The organism is Sphingobacterium sp., assembly GCF_032065005.1.
Lineage (GTDB): Bacteria > Bacteroidota > Bacteroidia > Sphingobacteriales > Sphingobacteriaceae > Sphingobacterium.
This window is the reverse complement of the sequence record NZ_DAMBMM010000003.1, coordinates 240,211-260,797: the sequence shown is the minus strand read 5'-3', so window position 1 is coordinate 260,797 and position 20,587 is coordinate 240,211. Positions and strand designations below refer to the sequence as shown.

19 protein-coding genes and 1 riboswitch are annotated in these 20,587 nt (G+C 38.9%); of the genes, 8 read left to right on the top strand and 11 right to left on the bottom strand.

Annotated elements, in window-relative coordinates:
- Positions 1–74: 74 nt before the first annotated feature.
- Positions 75–1,958 (bottom strand): alkaline phosphatase, encoded by a 1,884-nt coding sequence (locus tag RT138_RS06395; RefSeq protein ID WP_313190059.1) that lies wholly within the window; start codon positions 1,956–1,958, stop codon positions 75–77.
- A gap of 169 nt (positions 1,959–2,127) precedes the next feature.
- Here RT138_RS06395 and RT138_RS06390 point away from each other — a divergent pair, with 169 nt between their 5' ends.
- A complete protein-coding gene (locus tag RT138_RS06390; protein ID WP_313190058.1) occupies positions 2,128–2,721 on the top strand; it encodes a hypothetical protein in 594 nt (197 codons plus the stop codon).
- Positions 2,722–2,742: 21 nt separating this feature from the next.
- On the opposite strand, the gene RT138_RS06385 is transcribed toward RT138_RS06390, so the two are convergent.
- The 5 genes from RT138_RS06385 to RT138_RS06365 all read right to left on the bottom strand — a co-directional run bounded on the left by RT138_RS06385 (position 2,743) and on the right by RT138_RS06365 (position 6,268).
- Positions 2,743–3,216 (bottom strand): DUF6428 family protein, encoded by a 474-nt coding sequence (locus RT138_RS06385; RefSeq protein WP_313190057.1) that lies wholly within the window; start codon positions 3,214–3,216, stop codon positions 2,743–2,745.
- 57 nt (positions 3,217–3,273) lie between these two features.
- A complete protein-coding gene (locus tag RT138_RS06380; protein WP_313190056.1) occupies positions 3,274–3,603 on the bottom strand; it encodes a metalloregulator ArsR/SmtB family transcription factor in 330 nt (109 codons plus the stop codon).
- Positions 3,604–3,715: 112 nt separating this feature from the next.
- Positions 3,716–4,219, bottom strand: a complete 504-nt coding sequence (locus RT138_RS06375; protein ID WP_185211898.1) for a GNAT family N-acetyltransferase — start codon at positions 4,217–4,219, stop codon at positions 3,716–3,718.
- Between the two features lie 6 nt (positions 4,220–4,225).
- Positions 4,226–5,065 (bottom strand): prephenate dehydrogenase, encoded by an 840-nt coding sequence (locus RT138_RS06370; RefSeq protein WP_313190055.1) that lies wholly within the window; start codon positions 5,063–5,065, stop codon positions 4,226–4,228.
- Between the two features lie 39 nt (positions 5,066–5,104).
- A complete protein-coding gene (locus RT138_RS06365; protein WP_313190054.1) occupies positions 5,105–6,268 on the bottom strand; it encodes an aminotransferase class I/II-fold pyridoxal phosphate-dependent enzyme in 1,164 nt (387 codons plus the stop codon).
- A 584-nt stretch (positions 6,269–6,852) separates the two neighbouring features.
- Here RT138_RS06365 and RT138_RS06360 point away from each other — a divergent pair.
- From RT138_RS06360 to RT138_RS06340, 5 genes are all read left to right on the top strand, one after another.
- Positions 6,853–7,908, top strand: coding sequence for a substrate-binding domain-containing protein (locus tag RT138_RS06360; RefSeq protein ID WP_313190053.1), 1,056 nt, complete (start codon positions 6,853–6,855; stop codon positions 7,906–7,908).
- A gap of 172 nt (positions 7,909–8,080) precedes the next feature.
- Positions 8,081–9,904, top strand: a complete 1,824-nt coding sequence (locus tag RT138_RS06355; protein WP_313190052.1) for an ABC transporter ATP-binding protein — start codon at positions 8,081–8,083, stop codon at positions 9,902–9,904.
- 61 nt (positions 9,905–9,965) lie between these two features.
- Complete coding sequence (gene mqnE, locus RT138_RS06350; protein ID WP_313190051.1) at positions 9,966–11,165, top strand: aminofutalosine synthase MqnE; 1,200 nt, start codon at positions 9,966–9,968, stop codon at positions 11,163–11,165.
- A gap of 12 nt (positions 11,166–11,177) precedes the next feature.
- Positions 11,178–11,804 carry a histidine phosphatase family protein gene (locus RT138_RS06345; protein ID WP_313190050.1) on the top strand — a complete coding sequence of 209 codons (627 nt, stop codon included), beginning with the start codon at positions 11,178–11,180 and terminating at the stop codon, positions 11,802–11,804.
- The gene (locus tag RT138_RS06340) at positions 11,797–12,516 is read left to right on the top strand and encodes a menaquinone biosynthesis protein (RefSeq protein WP_313190049.1); all 720 of its coding nucleotides are present in this window, start codon (positions 11,797–11,799) and stop codon (positions 12,514–12,516) included. Before RT138_RS06345 ends, RT138_RS06340 begins: the two co-directional genes overlap by 8 nt.
- Positions 12,517–12,563: 47 nt before the next feature.
- Here RT138_RS06340 and RT138_RS06335 read toward each other — a convergent pair whose 3' ends face one another.
- The 3 genes from RT138_RS06335 to RT138_RS06325 are packed head-to-tail and all read right to left on the bottom strand — an operon-like array spanning position 12,564 to position 14,267.
- Positions 12,564–12,941, bottom strand: coding sequence for a DUF423 domain-containing protein (locus tag RT138_RS06335; protein WP_185211906.1), 378 nt, complete (start codon positions 12,939–12,941; stop codon positions 12,564–12,566).
- A 22-nt stretch (positions 12,942–12,963) separates the two neighbouring features.
- The gene (locus RT138_RS06330) at positions 12,964–13,662 is read right to left on the bottom strand and encodes a thioredoxin domain-containing protein (protein ID WP_313190048.1); all 699 of its coding nucleotides are present in this window, start codon (positions 13,660–13,662) and stop codon (positions 12,964–12,966) included.
- 29 nt (positions 13,663–13,691) lie between these two features.
- Positions 13,692–14,267, bottom strand: a complete 576-nt coding sequence (locus RT138_RS06325; RefSeq protein ID WP_313190047.1) for a PhnA domain-containing protein — start codon at positions 14,265–14,267, stop codon at positions 13,692–13,694.
- A 150-nt stretch (positions 14,268–14,417) separates the two neighbouring features.
- Here RT138_RS06325 and RT138_RS06320 point away from each other — a divergent pair, with 150 nt between their 5' ends.
- On the top strand, positions 14,418–15,287 hold the full coding sequence (locus RT138_RS06320) for a neutral zinc metallopeptidase (protein WP_185211908.1): 870 nt from the start codon (positions 14,418–14,420) through the stop codon (positions 15,285–15,287).
- 1 nt (position 15,288) lies between these two features.
- On the opposite strand, the gene RT138_RS06315 is transcribed toward RT138_RS06320, so the two are convergent.
- Entirely contained in the window at positions 15,289–16,269 is a 981-nt protein-coding gene (locus tag RT138_RS06315) for an acyl transferase (RefSeq protein ID WP_313190046.1), read from the bottom strand.
- A gap of 189 nt (positions 16,270–16,458) precedes the next feature.
- Entirely contained in the window at positions 16,459–17,202 is a 744-nt protein-coding gene (fabG, locus tag RT138_RS06310) for a 3-oxoacyl-[acyl-carrier-protein] reductase (protein WP_185211910.1), read from the bottom strand.
- A 1,723-nt stretch (positions 17,203–18,925) separates the two neighbouring features.
- Here fabG and RT138_RS06305 point away from each other — a divergent pair.
- A complete protein-coding gene (locus RT138_RS06305) occupies positions 18,926–20,422 on the top strand; it encodes a malate:quinone oxidoreductase (protein WP_313190045.1) in 1,497 nt (498 codons plus the stop codon).
- 5 nt (positions 20,423–20,427) lie between these two features.
- Positions 20,428–20,565, top strand: a riboswitch (TPP riboswitch).
- Positions 20,566–20,587: the final 22 nt, after the last annotated feature.

Here is a 20,587-nt window from a genome sequence, read left to right as displayed (position 1 = left end):
AAGAAATAATAATTAAGGCTAGTTCTCCGATTCAAGGAAAACTAGCCTTAATTTTTTCTAGGCAGCTGGATTGTCTATTTTAGGCCCTTTAATTCGTAAATAATCTTTGCGATATCCGTATTGTCCAAAAATCCTTGAAACCGTTCTGCAGCGGGTCCATAAGCCATTAGAGGAACGGGAATACCCGTATGGTCATTTGTGGCAAAGCTCGCCAGGACCCTTCCAGATTTTGGATCTGCATCAAGCACAATCATACCACCGGTTTCATGGTCAGAGGTCACGATGACCAAAGTTTCTTTATCCTGTTCCGCGAATTCCAATGCTTGACCGACTAATCTATCAAAACTCAGATATTCCGTAATTGAAAAACCGGTAGAATTGCTATGACCACCACCATCAATTTTTGCGCCCTCAATCATTAGGAAAAATCCCTTGTCATTTCCCTTTTGCAGGAAATCAATGGAAGGCTTCAAGGCATGTTCAATAAAGCGATAGGATGTTTTGATTTCCGATTGCTCTTTATCCAGTTTATTCCATTTATGGTCAACTTGGTCTTCTTGAAAAACCAAAAGTTGCTTAGCAGAACTTTTTTGAACGGTTTCGAAAGAGGTCCCGATTTCAAAACCTTTAGATTTTAACTTCTTAATGAGTGAACTATCATTTTTACTGAAGGATTGGTTAGGACCGCCAATGAATAAGTTTAATTTACTATATAAAATGTCGTTAGCAATACTGTCAGAAAGGTCTCTTTCATTGACATGAGTGAAAAAAGCAGATGGAGTAGCTCCAGTGATTTCATCATTGGACACAATACCAGTCCTCATACCCAATGTGTTCAACCGGTCTGGCAGGTTCTCTACTTTATTTCCCAAGCTATCGACCCCGATATATCGGTTCTTGGTTTTATGGCCTGTGGCAATTGCGCTGCCTCCAGCGGCAGAATCGGTATGGTAGTTGTCAGTGGGTTGTGTCCTTAGATATCCTGTATAGGGCATATTGAGTACATTCAGATTTCCTTTGTTGGCCATGGCAGCAGCCCAAAGCTGCGATAGCCCGGCACCGTCACTGATCAATAGAATAATGTTTTTCGGTTTTAAACCAGTTTGGAATTTTTCCTTAATCTGATAGGGGATGTATGTAGAGTCCTCTTGATAAACTGTTTTTGGCTCATTGAGCAAGAATTCACTTAACTCAAAAGGTTTGTCCGTATTGATGAAATCAATCCCTATTTTTTGCCATTCAATCCATGTGGTTTTTGTATCAGGAGCTGCCCAAAAACGGATTTTCTTTCCAAGGTTATGAACAGAATCTACTTTAGATTTTACTTTTTTTAAATCCTTGTCGTTTAATCGTCCAAGGCCATTCCATTTGGATAAAGAACCAAAACTTGCACTAATAAGCCCTATTCTTTCCAACTCTTGTTGGTTGAACTTCTCGTTCAACGTCCCATCAAAATAGAAGATTTCATCGTATTTATGAAAATCTGCAGGCTTCGGACGATTTCCACTTATAACCAACTTGACGGCCTTAGGATTGTTTTTGCTGTCAAAAAGATGGCGATGCGGTTTCAATAACTTGGTCAGATGCTCTAAAATCGGTGCACCTTCGGTTTTTGGATCAATTAAGAGTTGCAATTGCCCTTTGTTAGGAAACAGGTATCCATCAGAGCTATGCTTATACGCTTCGAGTATTGGCTCTAGGTACAGCTTGCTAAAGGTTCTTTCTTTGGTAATGTCTTCAGGGTCGTGTGCAACATATAGTTCTCCGTCCTTTAGGAATAAATCTGCCTCAATTGATCCGAAACCTAAGCCGTAAGCTTGGTTAAAAGGATTATTGCGCGTATAGTCGTTATGCGAATGTGCGTTCGGCAAAAAGGCAATGGGCTTGACCTGAGAAAAGGAATTGATAGATAAACTGCAAATAAATGCTAGGCTCAGATAATATTTAATTCGATTCATTATAATGACTTAATATTATGGTTTTAGGTGTTTGTTTTAAAGTTAAGAATAAATGATTTAGCAAAATTAGGCTGGGACTATTATTGTAGTGTTACACAACCGTTATCTCATTGTAAAGTCTATCAAGTCCTTTCATCCAAATATCAATTCTATTCTCTATTTTTATTTCATGAAAGACCTACAATATCCTTTACATTTCCAGTTTCGTGTAACGAGCCTTGCGAATGATTTTTCGGCAAAGGATGCCAATGGAAACAGTATCTACTATGTCCGAGAAAAGATATTCTCTTGGCGTGACATTATCATGGTCTATAGGGATGAAAGTAAGGCAGAATTGCTATATGAGCTTCGGTCCAATAAACTCATAGACTTTCAGCAAACATTTACCATTACAGATCGCACAGGAAAAGTGATCGGAAAGGTAAGGAGGAAATCTATAAAATCTTTATGGAGGTCTACATTTAATCTAATGGATCCAAACGATGTCCAAGACCATACCATTAAGGAAAAGAACCCTTGGGTGAAGTTTTGGGATGGGCTATTTGGCGAGCTCCCTTTGATAGGGATATTATCAGGTTATCTCTTCAACCCCGCTTATATCCTTCGAAATGATCAAGATGAACCCGTATTTGAAATTATAAAGGAACCTTCCTTCTTTGGTCGAAAGTTTACAGTTAATAAATTAACCCAGCGTGAGGTCGATGATGAGCGTTTTGTTCTCAGTCTGATGCTGATGGTCTTGATAGAAAGAAGGAATGGTTAACTACCATTCCTTCTTTTATATTTAACAGCAACCCGAACCTGGAACACAGCAAGAACCTTCGATTACATTCAGGTCTGCCAAATTCAGCTTTTGCTTTTTGGGAGGAATCCCACACGAATCTTCCGCCAAACAAGCAGTTTTTTTGTTCTTAAGGATAAACTGCTTGCCGTTGAATTCCAAGTCATATTTTCCGATGGTATCAGCCTGATATTCTACTTCAATCTCTCCATCCTCAATTTGTAACTTATCTTCTGATAATTTTATGATGTCCAATAATTTCCCTGGTTTTAGTCTATGCTCAAAATCATCGGCGCTCCACAATTGGAAATTCACGACCTTCTCCTTGCGGATCGTCCCACCACAGTCAATGAAATTCTTAATGATACTGCCTATTTCCGTAACATGAAAATGTTCGGGAACTTGGTTTCCGTTTTCCAATTGAAACTCCACATTGTCCAATGTGGGAAGGATTTCTTTTATTTCTGATAGTTTCATGGTATTTGTTTTAATATATATATCGTAATATTGCGATGCTTAGGGTTAAAAAAAATGCTAACAGCATTTTTCATTCTTAAACGGCTTTTCAAAGAAATGATGGATTTCATCCTGGAGTTCGTTCCATACCGTTTCATTGATACAATAGCATACACTCTTGCCTTCAATGCTTCCTTGGATGATATCTACGCTTTTTAGCTCCTTCAAGTGTTGGGAAATGGTGGCTTGTGCCAAGCCCAGTTCATCCACTAAATCATTGCAGATACAGCCCTTTTGCTTCACGATATGCTGTAGAATAGCAATCCTGGCAGGATGGCCTAACACCTTAAAGTAATTGGCCAGTTTGTTTTGTTCCTCGGTAAAGATCTCACTCTTTGTAATTCCCATAGTATTCCCTTGTATCGCAATATTACGATATAATGCTTTTTAAAACAAATTTGAACAAAAAAAATCCCTTACTGCATTGAGTAAGGGATTGAAATACAGTTCGATAATTTGCTTATCTATTGTTTTTGTAAATGGCGTATGTAAATTTCAAACTACCATTTTCATCAAATTCATTCTCTTTTACCGCATTGATTTTTTCCAATGCTTTCTGAGAACGTGTATTTTCTGAGGCTACATGAAATATTACCTTATCCAATTTTTCAAAGGCAAAATCCATCATCAGGTTTTTTACGGACTGGTTGTATGCTCCACCCCAATATTCTTTGGCAAGGAAGGTATAACCGATAGCTATTGACTTTTCATTTCTATCATAGTGATAGAATGAAGTGGCACCAATAACCTGCTCGGTTTTGCTGTCTATTATCAAGTAGGGGATATCAGTATCAATCAGTTTTTGAAAATATCTGGTAAAACCCACCGGTGTGTAGCGATTGCTGTCTGGGTGTTGAGCCCAGATTTCTGGATCTGACGCAGCAGCAAATACCCATTCAAAATCATTTTTGATCATGGGGATTAATTTTACCAAATCGTTGCTTAAGGTTTTTCTTTCCAACATAAGCTTTTATTTAATGATACGTTTAATTTTATTGGATTTCTTAATCCATTTATGTACTGCATCATAATCTTCCTTTTCAATCTTATCGTAGATATGTTGCAGTTGTTTGATGTGTTCTTCCAATACTTCCAACACATTATTTCTGTTCTGCTTGAAGATTGGAGTCCACATATCGGGAGATGATTTTGCCAGACGGACGGTCGATTGAAAACCTGAACCCGCCAATTCAAAGATCCTACCCTGAGATTTTTCTTTTTCCAGAACAGTTAGTGCCAATGCAAAAGAAGTCAAGTGGGAAATATGCGAAACATAGGCAGTATGCATATCATGTTCTTCTGCCGTCATAAAAGAGGTTTTCATTTCCAGCTGCTCCGTTACGGAATCTGCCAGTTCAAATGCATCCTCATCCGAGCGAAATGCTTCTACATAGACCATCATTTTATCCTTAAACAAATTAGGGATGGCTGCTTCAGGGCCAGAATACTCTGTACCGGCCATTGGGTGGGCTGCTACATATCTTCCACGGTTTGGATGGTCCTTGATTAAGTTCAGGATATTAGACTTGGTGGATCCCATATCGATGATGACCTGATCTGTTGCTATATCCAATAGTTTTGGCAGCAAGACCATGATCGCATCTACAGGAATGGTAAGGACAATGACCTTACAGGACTTCAATGCTTCCTCTAAGGTTTGGATTTCATCTACCAGACCTAATTGGAGAGCCTTCTTTTGATTTACCTCGCTTTTTTCTACTCCGATAATTTTTTCGAAGAGTTTGGTTTCTTTAAGTCGGATACCGATGGAACCACCGATCAAACCTATTCCGACAATTGCTATATTCATTTCAAATAATATTCAAATTTTTAAAAAATGGTCTAAGATTTAATCGATCGCTTTCTTGATCCGTTCGATAGCGTTTTCAAAGACCTCGCTTTTTGCACAAAGACTAATGCGGATGAATTTTTCTCCTTCAGAACCAAATATTCCTCCAGGAGTGATAAATACATGCGCCTTATATAGGACATCATCGCAAAGTTGATAGGAATTTTCAAATCCTTCCGGAATCTTGGCCCAGACAAAAAGTCCTACTTGCTTGGTATCATAAGTACAGCCTAATAGATCCATGATCTCATAGACCTTTTCTCGCCTAACCTTATATTCCTGATTTAGTTGTGTATACCATTCCCTATCCAAGCTCAATGCTTTGGCTGCAGCCAACTGAAGCGGTAAAAACATACCAGAATCCATATTGCTTTTGAACCTCATGATCTGACCGATCCTGTTTTCATTAGCGATTAACATTCCTATGCGCCATCCGGCCATATTGGAGGATTTACTCAGCGAGTTTAGCTCAATGGCTACATCCATTGCTCCGGGCACTTCCATGATGCTTTCGGGATGCTCATTCAGGATAAAACTGTATGGGTTGTCATGGCAGATCAGGATCTGGTGTTTCTTTCCAAACTCAACGATCCTTTCAAAGAAAGAACGGTTAGCCAATGAACCTGTAGGCATATGTGGATAATTGATCCACATTAGTTTTACCTTACTGAGATCCCTAGATTCGAGTTCCTCAAAATCAGGAAGCCAGGAGTTTTCAGCCTTCAAGTTATAGGTGGTTGGAGTAGCTCCAGTAATGGTTACCGCACTTGAATAGGCCGGATATCCAGGATTCGGAATCAAAGCTTCATCACCCTCTTGTAGATAGGTCATGCAGATATGAACGATCCCTTCCTTTGAACCAATTAATGGAAGGATTTCAGTATTAGGATTTAGCGATACGCGATAATATCGAGCATACCAATCAGCCATGGCAGTTCTAAGGGCAGGAGCGCCTTTATAACTTTGATAACCATGAGCGGTTGATAATGCTGCCTGCTCCTGAAGCGTTTTGATCACTTCGGGATGAGGAGGCAAGTCAGGGCTGCCGATGCCAAGGTTAATCACCTGCGCACCGTTCCTGTTCATCTCATCGATCTCTCTCAACTTCTTCGAAAAGTAGTATTCTTCAGTTCGTTGAAGTCGTTTCGCTACTTCTATTTCCATTATTTGTTTTAATTTGGCGATAAAATTATAAAATCTTAATGGTTTTATTTCAATTATGACAAATAATAAACCTACTTTTTGAATAATTAATGGCCGATTTTCAATAAAATCATAAGAATTTTAAACTTCCACTTTTTTTTAACCTTTTTAAATTTTATTAAATAACCAAAACCTAACTAAGCTACATCAAATAAAGCCCAAATATATTACCTAAAAATAATTATTAGGAAAATGATCGGTTACTTAAAAAAATTAACTCAAAGAAAGTCAGTCGGTTTAACTGATTTGTATTGCATGAGGATTTAATTATTGTGTAGGTTTTGATGGAATGGGTATTCGTCCATATTCTCGATTTATTTCCATGAGATGCTTTCAGCACCTTTATTAATGTTCAATTAACATATGAAGATTAAACTATTTTTCCTGTTAAGTATTGTTTTACCCCTGATTTTAATATGTAAAAACTTGTTCATATAAAATTAATTTAAAAGAAAATAATAATTAATGATTTAAAAGTGTATTTTCGTTTAAATGATAGTGTAATACAACAAAGAGTAAAAAATTTTCTTTAATTATCTAGACGCATGAAAGTATCTGAATTATCTGGTGTAAAAGAGATTGCTCGCAGAGCAAATGTATCCATAGCCACGGTTGATAGAGTTCTCCATAATCGAACTGGCGTAGCACAAAAAACTAAGGAAAAGATATTGTCCATAATCAAAGAAATGGATTATAAGCCAAACATTCTGGCAAAAAGATTGGCATCCAAAAGAGTTTATAAGTTTGGTATCCTGATTCCCAAGGAATGCTCAGAGGCAGACCAATGGAATGCACCCGTATCAGGTATTAAGGAGGCGCTTTCAGAATTCGGTGATTTTGGGGTCGACTTACGTTATTATTTCTTCGATATGGAAGACCGATTGAGTTTTATTGAACAGAGTGAAGAGCTTTTAAATAAACATATCGATGGCGTTATTGTGGTACCTATTTTTATCAATGAAACACGGGAATTTGCTGCTAAATGTATTGAAAGAAGGATACAGTTTGTCTTTATTGAATCTCAGGTCCCTAAAGTCCATCCATTAAGCTATATCGGGCAAGACCTTGAACAATCAGGAAGGGTGGTAGGTCATTTATGCCAGTACCTTATTCAACCCAAAGATGAGATTTTAGTGGTCAATGTGGTCAGAGAGAAAGATTCAATTCAGCATTTGGAAGAAAAGATCAGGGGATTCGAACAATATTTTCTGGATAGCCATTATAATTGCTCCATTGACAGCTTTAACATCGAAATAAACGAAAATGATGAATTCTCCGTTTTCATGGATGATTATTTGCTGAATAAAAACCCTAAGCTTATTTATGTGACGAATTCAAGAGCCTATATCGTTGCGAGTTACCTGAAAAATCGTGGTCTAGATCATATCAAATTAGTGGGTAATGGCTATCACAGTAAGAATATTGAATTCCTGAAAGATGGCATCATTGATTTCTTGATCTGTCAGAAACCCTTGGAACAAGGCTATAAGGCATTTCTGGCCCTGTATGAGTTCTTTATTGCAAAAAGAAAGGTCGTTAAGTTACAATATATGCCAATTGACATTGTCACCAGGGAAAACTATCAGTATTATGAAAACTAAGCCTTATTAATCTGACAAGAATATTAAACCATTATATAGTGATTTTGATGCTTGGGATCCATGTACTATTAAGCTTGGATTTTGACATTTATTTGCAACAATTCAATGCCATCAGGATCGAAAATCAGCTTAGATTACAATTTTTATTACATTTGTAATCTTAGTAATCTGCATGAAGACATACTTTAGACTGCTCTCGTTCGCGAAACCCATAGAAAAATATGCTATTCCTTATATCATATGTACTTTGATAATGGTGGTGTTCAGCACCTTGAATTTAGCATTATTAGCACCGCTATTACATACTTTATTTAACTCCCAAGATGCCGTCATCGAACCTATTGCCAAGCCTGAAGGCTTTGATGTGATGGGATACTTCAATTACTTTGCCTATGACCTTAACTACCGTTTAGGGCCATACAATGCATTGAAATATGTCTGTATCGTCATAGTAGCTTCGGTATTTATCAGTAATCTCTTCAGGTACCTTTCCCAAAGGATCATGGAGAACCTTAGGATACATACCTTGTTAAATCTGAGAAAGTCGGTTTTTAACAATGTCATGAACCTGCACCTTGGTTATTTTTCCAATCAACGCAAAGGGGATATCATTTCCAAGATTGCATCCGATGTACAGGTAGTTCAGTTTTCCGTTACGGGAACTCTACAGGTTGCTTTCAAGGAGCCCTTGCAATTGATTGCTTATTTAGTCATGCTGTTCCTGATTTCTGCAAAACTAACGGTGTTTTCTTTGTTGGTCATTCCGGTATCGGCCTTTTTTATTTCCAAGATCGTTAAAACCTTAAAGCATCAAGCCCAACAGGGACAAAAGATCTATGCCAATATGATTACCTTATTGGAAGAAGCTTTGTCTGGTATAAAAATCATTAAATCATTCAATGCTGTTGAATTTATTAAAGGGAGGTTCAATTGGGAGAATGATGAATATGCAAAGATCAACCGCAGGATGGTACGCCGTCAACAGATGGGGTCTCCAGTATCCGAATTGTTGGGTGTGGCTATGGTCGCAGTAATTTTGCTGTATGGTGGACACCTAGTTTTAAGTGGTCAAGGTGATTTAGAAGCTTCTGAATTCATCGCTTATATAGCCATTTTCTCTCAAGTGATGCGTCCGGCAAAAGCACTGACCGATGCATTTAGCAATATTCATAACGGTATTGCTGCGGGTGAACGTGTATTGCAGCTTATTGATGAGAAGAATCAAGTAGCAGATAAACCGAACGCCTTGGATATAGAACGTTTTGATAGCAAGATTGAATTCAATAATGTGTACTTCGCTTATGAGGAGACACAAGTCTTGCAAGATATTAACCTATCCATCAATAAGGGTGAAACCGTAGCGCTTGTGGGACCTTCAGGTGGAGGGAAATCAACCTTGGTAGATTTAATCCCTCGATTTATGGATGCTACCCAAGGGGCAATATTGATAGACGGAATCGATGTCAGGGATCTAAAACAAGATTCCCTAAGAAGAATAATCGGCGTGGTTAACCAAGAGTCGATCTTGTTCAATGATACGATATTCAATAATATAGCTTTTGCCAATGCAGAAGCAACGGAAGAACAGGTTATTCAAGCAGCGAAGATTGCCAATGCTCATGATTTCATCATGGGAACCGAAGCTGGCTACCAAACTAATATCGGTGACCGTGGTTCCAAACTTTCTGGTGGACAGCGCCAGCGTATCTGTATTGCCAGAGCGGTATTGAAAAATCCTCCTATCATGTTATTGGATGAGGCAACTTCTGCGTTGGATACCGAATCTGAACGTCTTGTGCAGGATTCCCTGTACAAACTTATGGAGAATAGGACCACCGTTGTTATTGCGCACCGTTTGAGTACCATTCAAAATGCAGATAAAATTATCGTCTTGGAAGCTGGTCGAATTGTCGAAGTCGGTTCGCATTTGAATTTGATCGCTCAAAATGGTCTTTACAAACGTCTGATTGATATGCAACAATTTGTAGAAGCTTAGACCTCCAAAATTTAGCTTTTTCGGGTATGTTTTCCTACATTTGTATAGTAAGGACTGCGAAATGGAAGCAACAGAAAAATTATCGTTTTTATTGAACGACAAAAATTTATCGAATGAATTAAAGCTAATTGCAGAGAAGGTACTTAATAGCGAGCGTATTACATTTGAAGAAGGCGTATACCTTTATGAAAACGCAGAATTAGGATATTTAGGCGTATTAGCAAATTATATCAGAGAGAAAAAACACGGAGATTACACCTACTTTAACCGTAATTTCCATATTGAACCAACCAACGTCTGCGTTTATGACTGTAAATTTTGTTCCTATTCTAGATTGATCAAGAACAGGACAGAAGGTTGGGAAATGGATGTTGATGGCATGATGGACATCGTGAAAAAATACGATGGCGAGCCTGTAACCGAAGTCCATATCACTGGGGGAGTTGTCCCTAAACAAAACCTTGAGTTTTATGCTGAGTTTTTTAGACGTTGCAAGGAGCACCGACCAGACCTGCATATCAAAGGTCTGACCCCTGTAGAATATTACTATATTTTCAAGAAAGCAAAATTGAGCCATTATGAGGGTATGAAGTTCATGCAATCCTGTGGTTTGGATTCCATGCCGGGAGGGGGTGCTGAAATCTTTCATCCTGAAGTACGGGAGAAGATTGCGGAAGATAAGTGTAATGCTGAACAATGGTTAGATATCCATGAACAAGCACATAAATTAGGAATGCATACCAATGCAACCATGCTATATGGCCATATTGAAGAATACTGGCACCGTGTAGACCATATGGAGCGCTTAAGGGAATTGCAGGACAAAACAGGTGGATTCCAAACTTTCATCCCTTTGAAATTCAGGAACAAGGATAACCAAATGGACCATGTCCCTGAGGTATCCGTTATTGAAGATTTGAGGAATTATGCCATAGCGAGAATTTATCTGGATAATTTTGCCCATATCAAAGCATATTGGGCGATGATCTCTAGAAATACAGCTCAGATGGCCCTAAGTTTTGGAGTAGATGATATCGATGGCACATTGGATGATACCACCAAGATCTATAGTATGGCAGGTGCTGAAGAACAGACCCCTGCGATGAGTACGAAAGAGCTGGTTGAATTGATCAAGAATGTTGGTCGCCATCCGATTGAACGTGATACCCTTTATAATGTGGTCACAGATTATAAAGATTTTGTATTTGAAGAAACCAATCCAAAGAAACAATATTATTCTTTGCCTGTCGTAAATTCATAAGTCGGAGCTAAATTGAAGAAAACATTTTATTTTATACGTCACGGTCAAACCGATTTAAATTTAAAAGGTATTGTGCAGAGCAGAGGTGTGGACAGTCCATTGAATGACAATGGATTTAAGCAGGCCCAAGCCTTCTACGATGCTTATAAAAACATCCCTTTTGACAAGATCTATACTTCAACCTTATTGAGGACCCACCAAACGGTTTCTCCTTTCCTAAAAGACGGTGTTCCTATGGAACAATTGATGGGCTTGGATGAGATCAGTTGGGGAATCTACGAAGGGCAGGAGCAGACTGAAGATATCCTGTCGGGATTCGATAAAGTGGTTACCTCTTGGAAAAACAATGATCTGGATCTTGCTATTGAAAATGGGGAATCTCCAAATGCCCTTGTCTATAGACAGAAAGAAGCCGTTGATTACATGTTGGAACAAGAAGACGAAGAAACGATCCTGGTCTGCATGCACGGTCGTGCCATGCGGATAATGCTCTGTCACCTGACTAAGGTTCCCGTATGTAAAATGGATGACTTTCCACACACTAATACCGCTCTATATAAATTAGAGTATGAAAACAACAGTTTTTCTATTGTTGATTATTACAATACAAAACATTTAGAAGGTTTGTTAAATGAATAAGATTAGAATATCTGCAGTTTCTTATACCAATACATTGCCCTTTTTGCAAGGAATAAGAAATTCAGATGTAATGAACGATATTGAGCTTTCTGTAGATTATCCATCAGAATGTGCTCGCAAGGTTATTGCCGACGAATCTGATATGGGGATTATTCCCACTGCCGCATTAACCGATCTAAAGGAATATCATTATATCGGTGATTACTGTATTGGTTCAACCGATTATGTTGATTCAGTTTTTATCTTCTCCACGAAACCTATTGAGGAAATCAATACCCTGCTTTTGGACAAGCAATCCAGGACCTCAAATGGTCTTGCTAGGATACTCTTGAAGCATTACTGGAAGAGAGATGTGGAAATTGTCACGGAAGGAGAGGCTGATGCCTATGTATTGATCGGTGACAGAACCTTTGGTAAAAAAGAGCAGGTTCCTTATGCCTATGATATGGGGCATTATTGGAAAGAGTTGACAGGTTTGCCATTTGCCTACGCCGTCTGGGTGTCGAATAAGAAATTACCGGATAGTTTTGAGGAAAAATTCAATGCTGCATTAGCAGATGGAGTTTCCAGACCTGATGATGTCATTCCTGGTTTGCCAATTTTCCCAAATTTTGATTATCATAAATATCTTAATGAGAATTTGAATTACCATTTGGATGATGACAAGAAAAAAGCCATTGACCAGTATTTGAAGTGGTATAAAGAGTTATAAAAAAATCCCCGAAAATTTTTCGGGGATTTTTTTTCTTTTTTAAGTTTCTAGTTCATAAAAGAAATCAAGAGCATTAGCCAACCCACGATCATCAATAGACCGCCCAAAGGGGTAATTGGACCGATAAATTTCATATTGAACTTCAAAAGGTCCTTAAAGCTCAAGATATAGATGCTTCCTGAAAACAGGATACATCCCCAAAACAAACCATAATATGCCCAGTTTTCAATAGAACTCGAGAAATCAAGGTGAAAACCGATGATCAGCAGGGTTATGGCAGCATACATTTGGTAGCGAACTCCAACTTCAAAGGAACTCAATCTTTCTTCAGAAAGCACCTTTTTTAGGGCATGCGCCCCAAATGCTCCAAGTACAATGGATAGAATTCCTAGGACCGCTCCGGATATTAATACAGTTTGATTCACCTTTTTCTAATTATTTGATTCTTTATTTCGCTTTTTTGATTTGAGCTAATATTTCAGCTTCGGTTGCAACGCCTGATTTATTCCAAGCTTCCTCACCCTTTTTGAAAAGTAATAGTTGAGGAATGCCACGCACATTTAAAACCTTCATCAATTCCTTGTTCTGGTCCGCATCAATTTTTACTACCTTAACTTTTCCAGCCTGTTCTTTTTCAATCTTTTCAATCGTAGGTTTCAACTCTTGGCAAGGAGCGCACCATACAGCAGAAAAATTAACCAAAACCAGATCAGATGAATTGATGATCTTATCAAAATCTTCAGTGCTTAATCCTTTGCTTTCCTTAGCGTTGTCAGGTTTAATCTCAGGTTTCTCTGCACTTCTCCAGTCCATCATACCACCTGAATAATCATATACCTTAAAACCATTTTCTGTCAGGAATGCCGCAGCTTGTTTGCTTCTACCACCACCAAGGCAATACACATAAACAGGCTCATTTTTATCAAGTGTTTTTAAGGATTCCTTGAAGTTTTCTTTTTCGTTCCAGTCCACATTCACCGAATTGGGAATATGGCCGCCGGCATATTCAGCAGCGGTACGAACATCCAATAATTGTGTCTGAGGTTTTGCTATGACCTCTTCCATTTTTTTTGCATCAATTTTTTCTTGCGCATTTACCTGTAAACAAGCAAGTCCAATCAATGCGGTGAATAATAACTTTTTCATGTTCTATGTTTTTCTTGCTGCCTAAAAGCTTAGCCTTTACGCAGGTACTTAGTTAATATAACGATTGTTTGCCCTTCAATCTTACCTTCAATCTGTTCGGTATTGTCAGGAACAAGTCTAATATTTTTCACTACGGTGCCCAATTTTGCTGAAATGCTTGAACCTTTTACGTCCAATGTCCTGATTAGCACCACGGTATCACCTTCAAACAAGCGGGTTCCATTCGAATCTTGGTGGAACTCTACGGTTGCCTCCGATTCATGGTCACCGGTCTTTTTTGCCCATTCCAAGGTGTCATCATCTAAATATAGGATATCTAAATTATTGGCTGCCCAAGCTTCATTTCTCAATCTGCTCAACATCCTCCATGCAACCACTTGCACCGGCAAATGCTCTGACCACATGGTTTCTCCAAGGACTTTCCAGTGTTCAGGATCAATCTGTTCGGTTTTTTCTATCTGCGCTCTGCAAACAGAACATATCAAAATGCTGTTATCTAAAGAAGGGTTCGAAGTAGGAGGGACTTCATAAATGTCCAGGTTTTCGGATGAGCGACATAATTCGCATTGACTCTCACTTCTATTTTTCAGATCGTCTAATAACATATGTTTGGTAATATATAATGATTTCAAAGATAAGCATTTTAAATGAGGGGAATGAATTGTACCTTTAACCAATATTATCACCTGATAATACCTATGGCAAAGAATTTGTAGTGTAACCAAAACAAACTAAAATTAAATAAAGAAATATTTATGAAATGGCAAGGCGGCCGCCGCGGCGGAAATATTGAAGATCGTAGAGGGATGTCCGGTGGACAGAAAATGACTCTTGGGGGAATAGGAGGGGTTATCGTTTTGATTATCGGCTTCTTAATGGGCGGTGATCCTAATGATTTGTTGAACCAGATGCAAGGATCAGGGCAACAAGGAACTGTCAATGAGCAAGGTGAATATCAGTCTACCCCCGAAGAAGATAAATTAATGGATTTTGCTGACGTTGTTCTGGCCAGTACCGATGATGTATGGGGCAAGATTTTTCAGGAAAATGGAAAATCATATCCTAAACCAACCATGGTGGTATACACCGAAGGTACCGAAACTGGTGGTTGTGGAGTTGGTCGATCAGCTTATGGACCTTTTTACTGTCCAGGTGACCAAAAAGTATATCTTGACCTCAGCTTTAACCGTGAACTATCTCAAAAATATGGTGCTAAGGGTGAATTTGCTTTAGCTTATGTCATTGCGCATGAGGTAGGTCATCATATCCAAAATATTTTTGGAGTTCTATCGCAAACCAATGCCATGCGAGCAAAACTGAGCGAACGTGAAAACAATAAGATCTCGGTAATGACCGAATTGCAAGCTGATTTCTATGCTGGCGTTTGGGCACATCACTTAAATAAATCTACCGATGTAGAGATCACCTATGATGATATCGTTGAAGGAATGCGTGCAGCAGCAGCTGTAGGTGATGACCATATCCAAGAACAAGCTTATGGACAGTCCAATCCGGAATCATTTACCCATGGTTCTTCTGAACAACGTATGTACTGGTTCAAAAAAGGATATGATACCGGTGATATCAATGCTGGAAATACCTTTGAAGATCCTAGCTTGCAATAAGCTACTGAACTAACAGATTACAACCTCGGATATCCGAGTTGTCAAACCTACCCAAGATTTCAAAGGATCCATCTGTATGGAACTTTCCAAGGTCTTGTGTAGCTATAAATGAACAGGAATAATAATTGGCTAAATCAATGACATTTATTGCTCCTGTTTTTTTATTGTCCAATAAGGACAGTGGATCATTGGTGTCACGTATCAAGATTTTCATCCAGTTTGGGGTATGGAATAATCCTTCCCCAGAAGAGTATCCTTGAGAAAGCAATTCGGTCATGCCATATTCAGAATGGATGCTCTTCACATTAAACCCTTCACATAAGATCTGATGCAATTCTTCACGGATCATTTCCTTTCTCTTGCCCTTCATTCCACCTGTTTCCATCACAATCAACTCTGGAAAATCAATTCGGTATTGTTCAATGAAATCCAATAGGGCATAAGTCACTCCGAATAGGACAGTCTTGGTTCCCTCTTTCTTGAGTTTGCTCAATGTTTGCAGCAGATCCTCATGGTTATATAGAAAATAACCAATTTCGGGTTGATTAGATCGGTTAATAAGGTCATCAACCATATAGATCAGGGATGAACCAGAGCGCTCTAAATAGGAGGGCAATAAGGCCACGATGGCGATGTCTTCAACCTTACCATAAAATTGCTCGAATGCTTTTCTGAAACTCTCCACATACAATTCACCCTTTGCGACAAGATGTTTGCTGGTAATCATACCTGTTGTACCTGAAGAAGAGAAGGTCACTTCCGGTTCCAATCCTTCTATGATTACTTCCTGCGATTTAAAGAATTGGATAGGGAGGAAAGGGATTTCACGGTAATGCTGTATTGCTTCTGGATTCACTTTTAAAATATCCAGAAATTGCTGATAGACTAGATTGTTCTTGGCTTGGAATCTAAAGATTTCAACTGCGCAATTGTTAAAGTCTATTTCATTTTGAATAGCGAATATTTTGTCCGAAATTTCCATTGCTGCAAATATACGACAACAAATATTAAATGTTTTTCTAATGCTGTCGAAATTCAAAAATCCCAAAAACAGTTAAAAAAAAATCGGATCAAGCTTTGACCTCATTCGAGACATATTCGGAATTTTCCGAATATGTCTCGAATGAGACCAGAACTTGACCCGAAGAAATATATTAAAATTCGTTCGATCTTATAACATGCCTCCACAAACAGGGATTACCTGTCCAGTGATATAAGAAGAAAGGTCAGAAGCTAGGAACAAACATGCATTGGCAACATCTTCAGGTTCACCAGCGCGTTTTAATGGGATATTAGCTTCCCATCCTTCAACAACCTTAGGGTCCAATACATCTGTCATTTCAGTACGGATAAATCCAGGAGCTACCACATTGGTACGGATGTTTCTAGATCCCAGTTCTTTAGCAAGAGATTTGGAGAAACCGATGATACCTGCTTTAGAAGCTGCATAGTTAGCTTGTCCAGCATTACCTTGTACACCTACTACAGAACTCATGTTGATGATGCTACCTTTACGGTTTTTCATCATCACTTTGGAAGCAGCTTTTGAAACGTTGAAGATTGATTTCAGGTTGATGTTGATCACATCGTCCCAGTTTTCTTCCGTCATACGCATCAATAGACCATCTTTAGTAATTCCGGCATTGTTCACGACGATATCAAGGGTTCCAAAATCAGCAACGATATCATTGATTAATTTATCAGCTTCATCAAATTTAGAAGCGTCAGAACGGTATCCTTTTACTTTTGTTCCGAATTGTTCAAGTTCTTTTTCTAGGGCTTGGCCTTTTTCTACCGAAGAAAGGTAGGTGAAAGCAACATTCGCTCCATTTTGGGCAAATACTTCAGCAATTTTTCTACCGATCCCTTTGGATGCCCCAGTAATCAAGGCTGTTTTTCCGGCTAACAATTTCATATAAATAATTATTTATGTTCAATAATGTAAAGTCCACAAAAGTGGAAAATAAACTGCATAATACAAAAAATGAATAGCAATAGGAAGGATTCAGTGACATAAATATAGAAGGATGGGTCGTTCAGGGGTTAAGCACAAGCGGGACAAACCTCCTTTTCCTTGACCTTTCCCCTGTCACCTTGAGGAACGAAAGGTCTCGGAACTATCCAATCTTCATTTTTGGAAAAGTTTCTGTCGTACGTTTGCAGATTGACCGCATTCTCTTCGTTACTTTTTCGCGGAAAAGTAACCAAACCGCTTCGGCTCATTTAAGTTGGCTTTTCGCACGGTCATCCGCACATGGACAAGAGTGCCTTGTTGTCGGGAATATCTTCCTTCAAAATTCTCCCTTTTGATGGAGAATTTTTTGAAAGCATTCCAAGGCCAATCCCATCACGCTGGGCAACGGCATTCTTTCCATTTTTCCGCCATTGGAAATGAGCCGGTTGCCAGAGAGCTTCCTTCGGAAGGTTGGTGTTTATTTTAAAAACCCCCAGCGGGGGTGGAATCTTTATAGAAATTGGATGTTAGAAATGGCGAACCCACAGCGTGGGTGAAATATTTTTCAATAGATTTTTCTGAATAGAGAAACTGTGCTACCAATCACAGAAAAAAACTAAACTTTATGACATTGCCCAGCGGAGATGAATTATTCGTCTATCAATTTTCCTGAAGAAAGAAACCAGTTTGCTAATCTTACGATTCGCTATGACCAACATCCTCAAAAAACAACAATAGATTCTTCGTTGCACTCTGAATCCCTCTTCAGCGAACTTACAATTCTGAACAATTCGTGAAGAATCTGTACGGTTTTCCTCCCACAGTCCCTGTCATCCTTAACCGAAGGTCAAGGAACTGTACGCCAATACCAAGATGGGTCCTTGATTTTGTAGGTTCGCATTTCTCTGCGATCCTTCCTGCCAATTACAAGTTTGATAGAAGCGTGTTTCTAGCCTTTCAGGCCCATATTTATTTATCAGAAAATTATTTCTAGCCACCATACATCCCCAGAGGGAATGAATTATTTTAGGAAGGATGGTAAACTATATAGGGCTAATGCAAAAACGATGTTCGATTAATCGAACATCGTTTTTGCGCGACTGTCAGGCTAACGTGCCATGCCTGCTAAAATAATGGAACCCCAAAAGTGGTTCTATATTTAAAAAATAAAAGAGCTAATAGATTTTCAATGCAAACATGCTGTCATCACTTTCCGATAAATTTAGTTCAAATTTTAATCCCTCAGGATGAGAGGCTTGAGCATAATAAATGGTGTGGTTCCAAGATCCTTCCTGTCTGTGGATGATGTAGAAAATAGGTGGCGCGCGTATGCAAGCCGCCCCTTCGCAAATTTGCATTAACCGCAGTCAATGGGCTACGTTCTTGGTCTATCCTCACATCCCATTTATCCTGGTTCCTCCCCAGATCTTGGTCTATCCTCTTATCCCTTTCATCCTGGTTCTAAAAAATACCCCAATCCTGGTTCAAACCTCCGGTGGGTGAGCCTATCTAATCCCAAAGCACCCCTTTATAACCCTCAAAAATTCAAAAAAATGGGATTATGGTAGATTTGAATAAGGGAATAGGTGTTTATTGATAAAATCACAATTATTTGAAATGTTTCTGACAAATTTATTCGCTATAATATAAACCGAATATTAATTTTGTATTTCATTTAAAAACCATGGGTAAGAAAACAAAAAAAACGGAGGTTGACGTCGTTCTGATTGGTGGAGGCATCATGAGCGCGACGTTAGGTACGTTAATTAATGAGCTGAGTCCAGATATTAATATTGAGATAATCGAGCGTTTGGATGTTGTTGCTGCAGAGAGTTCAGATGCGTGGAATAATGCCGGTACAGGTCACTCGGCACTTTGTGAACTAAACTATACACCAGAGCAGCCTGATGGAAGTGTGAAAATTGATAAGGCAATCAGTATTGCTGAACAATATGAGATTTCCAAGCAGTTTTGGTCTTACCTAGTAGAAAAGAATATTATCAAGAACCCTAATCACTTTATCCGCCGCGTTCCGCATATGTCGGCCGTGTTTGGCGATAGAGATGTGCAATTCTTGAAGACCAGATTTGAGACCATGACCAAACAAAATCTATTCAAAGGTATGGAGTATACCGAGGATAAAACTTTGTTGAATGAATGGGTTCCCTTGATGATGGAAGGCAGAGCAGCTGAAGAGGCTATTGCTGCTACAAAAATGGATATCGGTACTGATGTGAACTTCGGTGCATTAACCAGGGATTTGATTACTTACTTGGATGGAAAAGACAATATCAAGTTGTCCTTGAACCAAGAAGTTAAAGATATTGACCGTGAGGATGATGGTAGATGGGAAGTAGAAGTTAAAGATTTGAAAACAGGCAAGAAGAGAGAAATCTTGGCTAAGTTTGTTTTCATCGGTGCAGGTGGACACTCTTTATTATTGTTGGAGAAATCGGGAATCCCTGAAGCTAAAGGCTACGGTGGTTTCCCAGTTGGTGGACAATGGTTGAGATGTAACAATGAAGAGATCATCAAGCAACACCATGCTAAGGTTTATGGAAAGGCATCAGTAGGTGCTCCTCCGATGTCGGTTCCGCATTTGGATACCCGTTATATCGATGGAAAACAAGCTCTATTGTTCGGTCCTTATGCAGGTTTCTCGACTAAATTCTTGAAAAAAGGATCTTATTTCGATTTGCCGGCATCCATTAAACTTTCCAATATCCGTCCGATGTTATCGGCAGGATTGGATAACCTACCGTTGACTAAATATTTGATCACCGAGGTGATGAAAAAACCTCAGGACAAATTAGATTCCCTGAAACAATTTATGCCTACCGCTAAATTGGAAGATTGGGAAATCGAAAAAGCTGGCCAACGCGTACAGGTTATCAAAAAGGACCCTAAACATGGTGGTATCTTGGAGTTCGGAACGGAGGTCGTTTCCAGTGCCGACGGTTCCATTGCTGCCTTATTGGGCGCTTCACCAGGTGCATCAACCTCAGTAGCGATCATGATCAACTTATTGAAAAGATGTTTCCCTGACCGTGCAAAATCTGATTCTTACCGTAAAAAATTGCGTGAGATGATTCCATCTTGGGGCAAGAAGTTAAATGATGATGCCGAGCTGTGTCAATCAACAAGAAATCGTACCTCTGCTATTTTGCAGATCGATAAATAAAATTTACAATACTTATGGGGTGCTAAATATGTCCCGTTGAAAACGGGACATATTTTTAGGCTGAGATAATACCCAATTCCGGTTTTGATCGGAATGAACCTGATCCAGGTAATGCTGGCGTAGGAATAAACAAAGATCCTTTCCCTTATCTCCATAAGTGCTTTT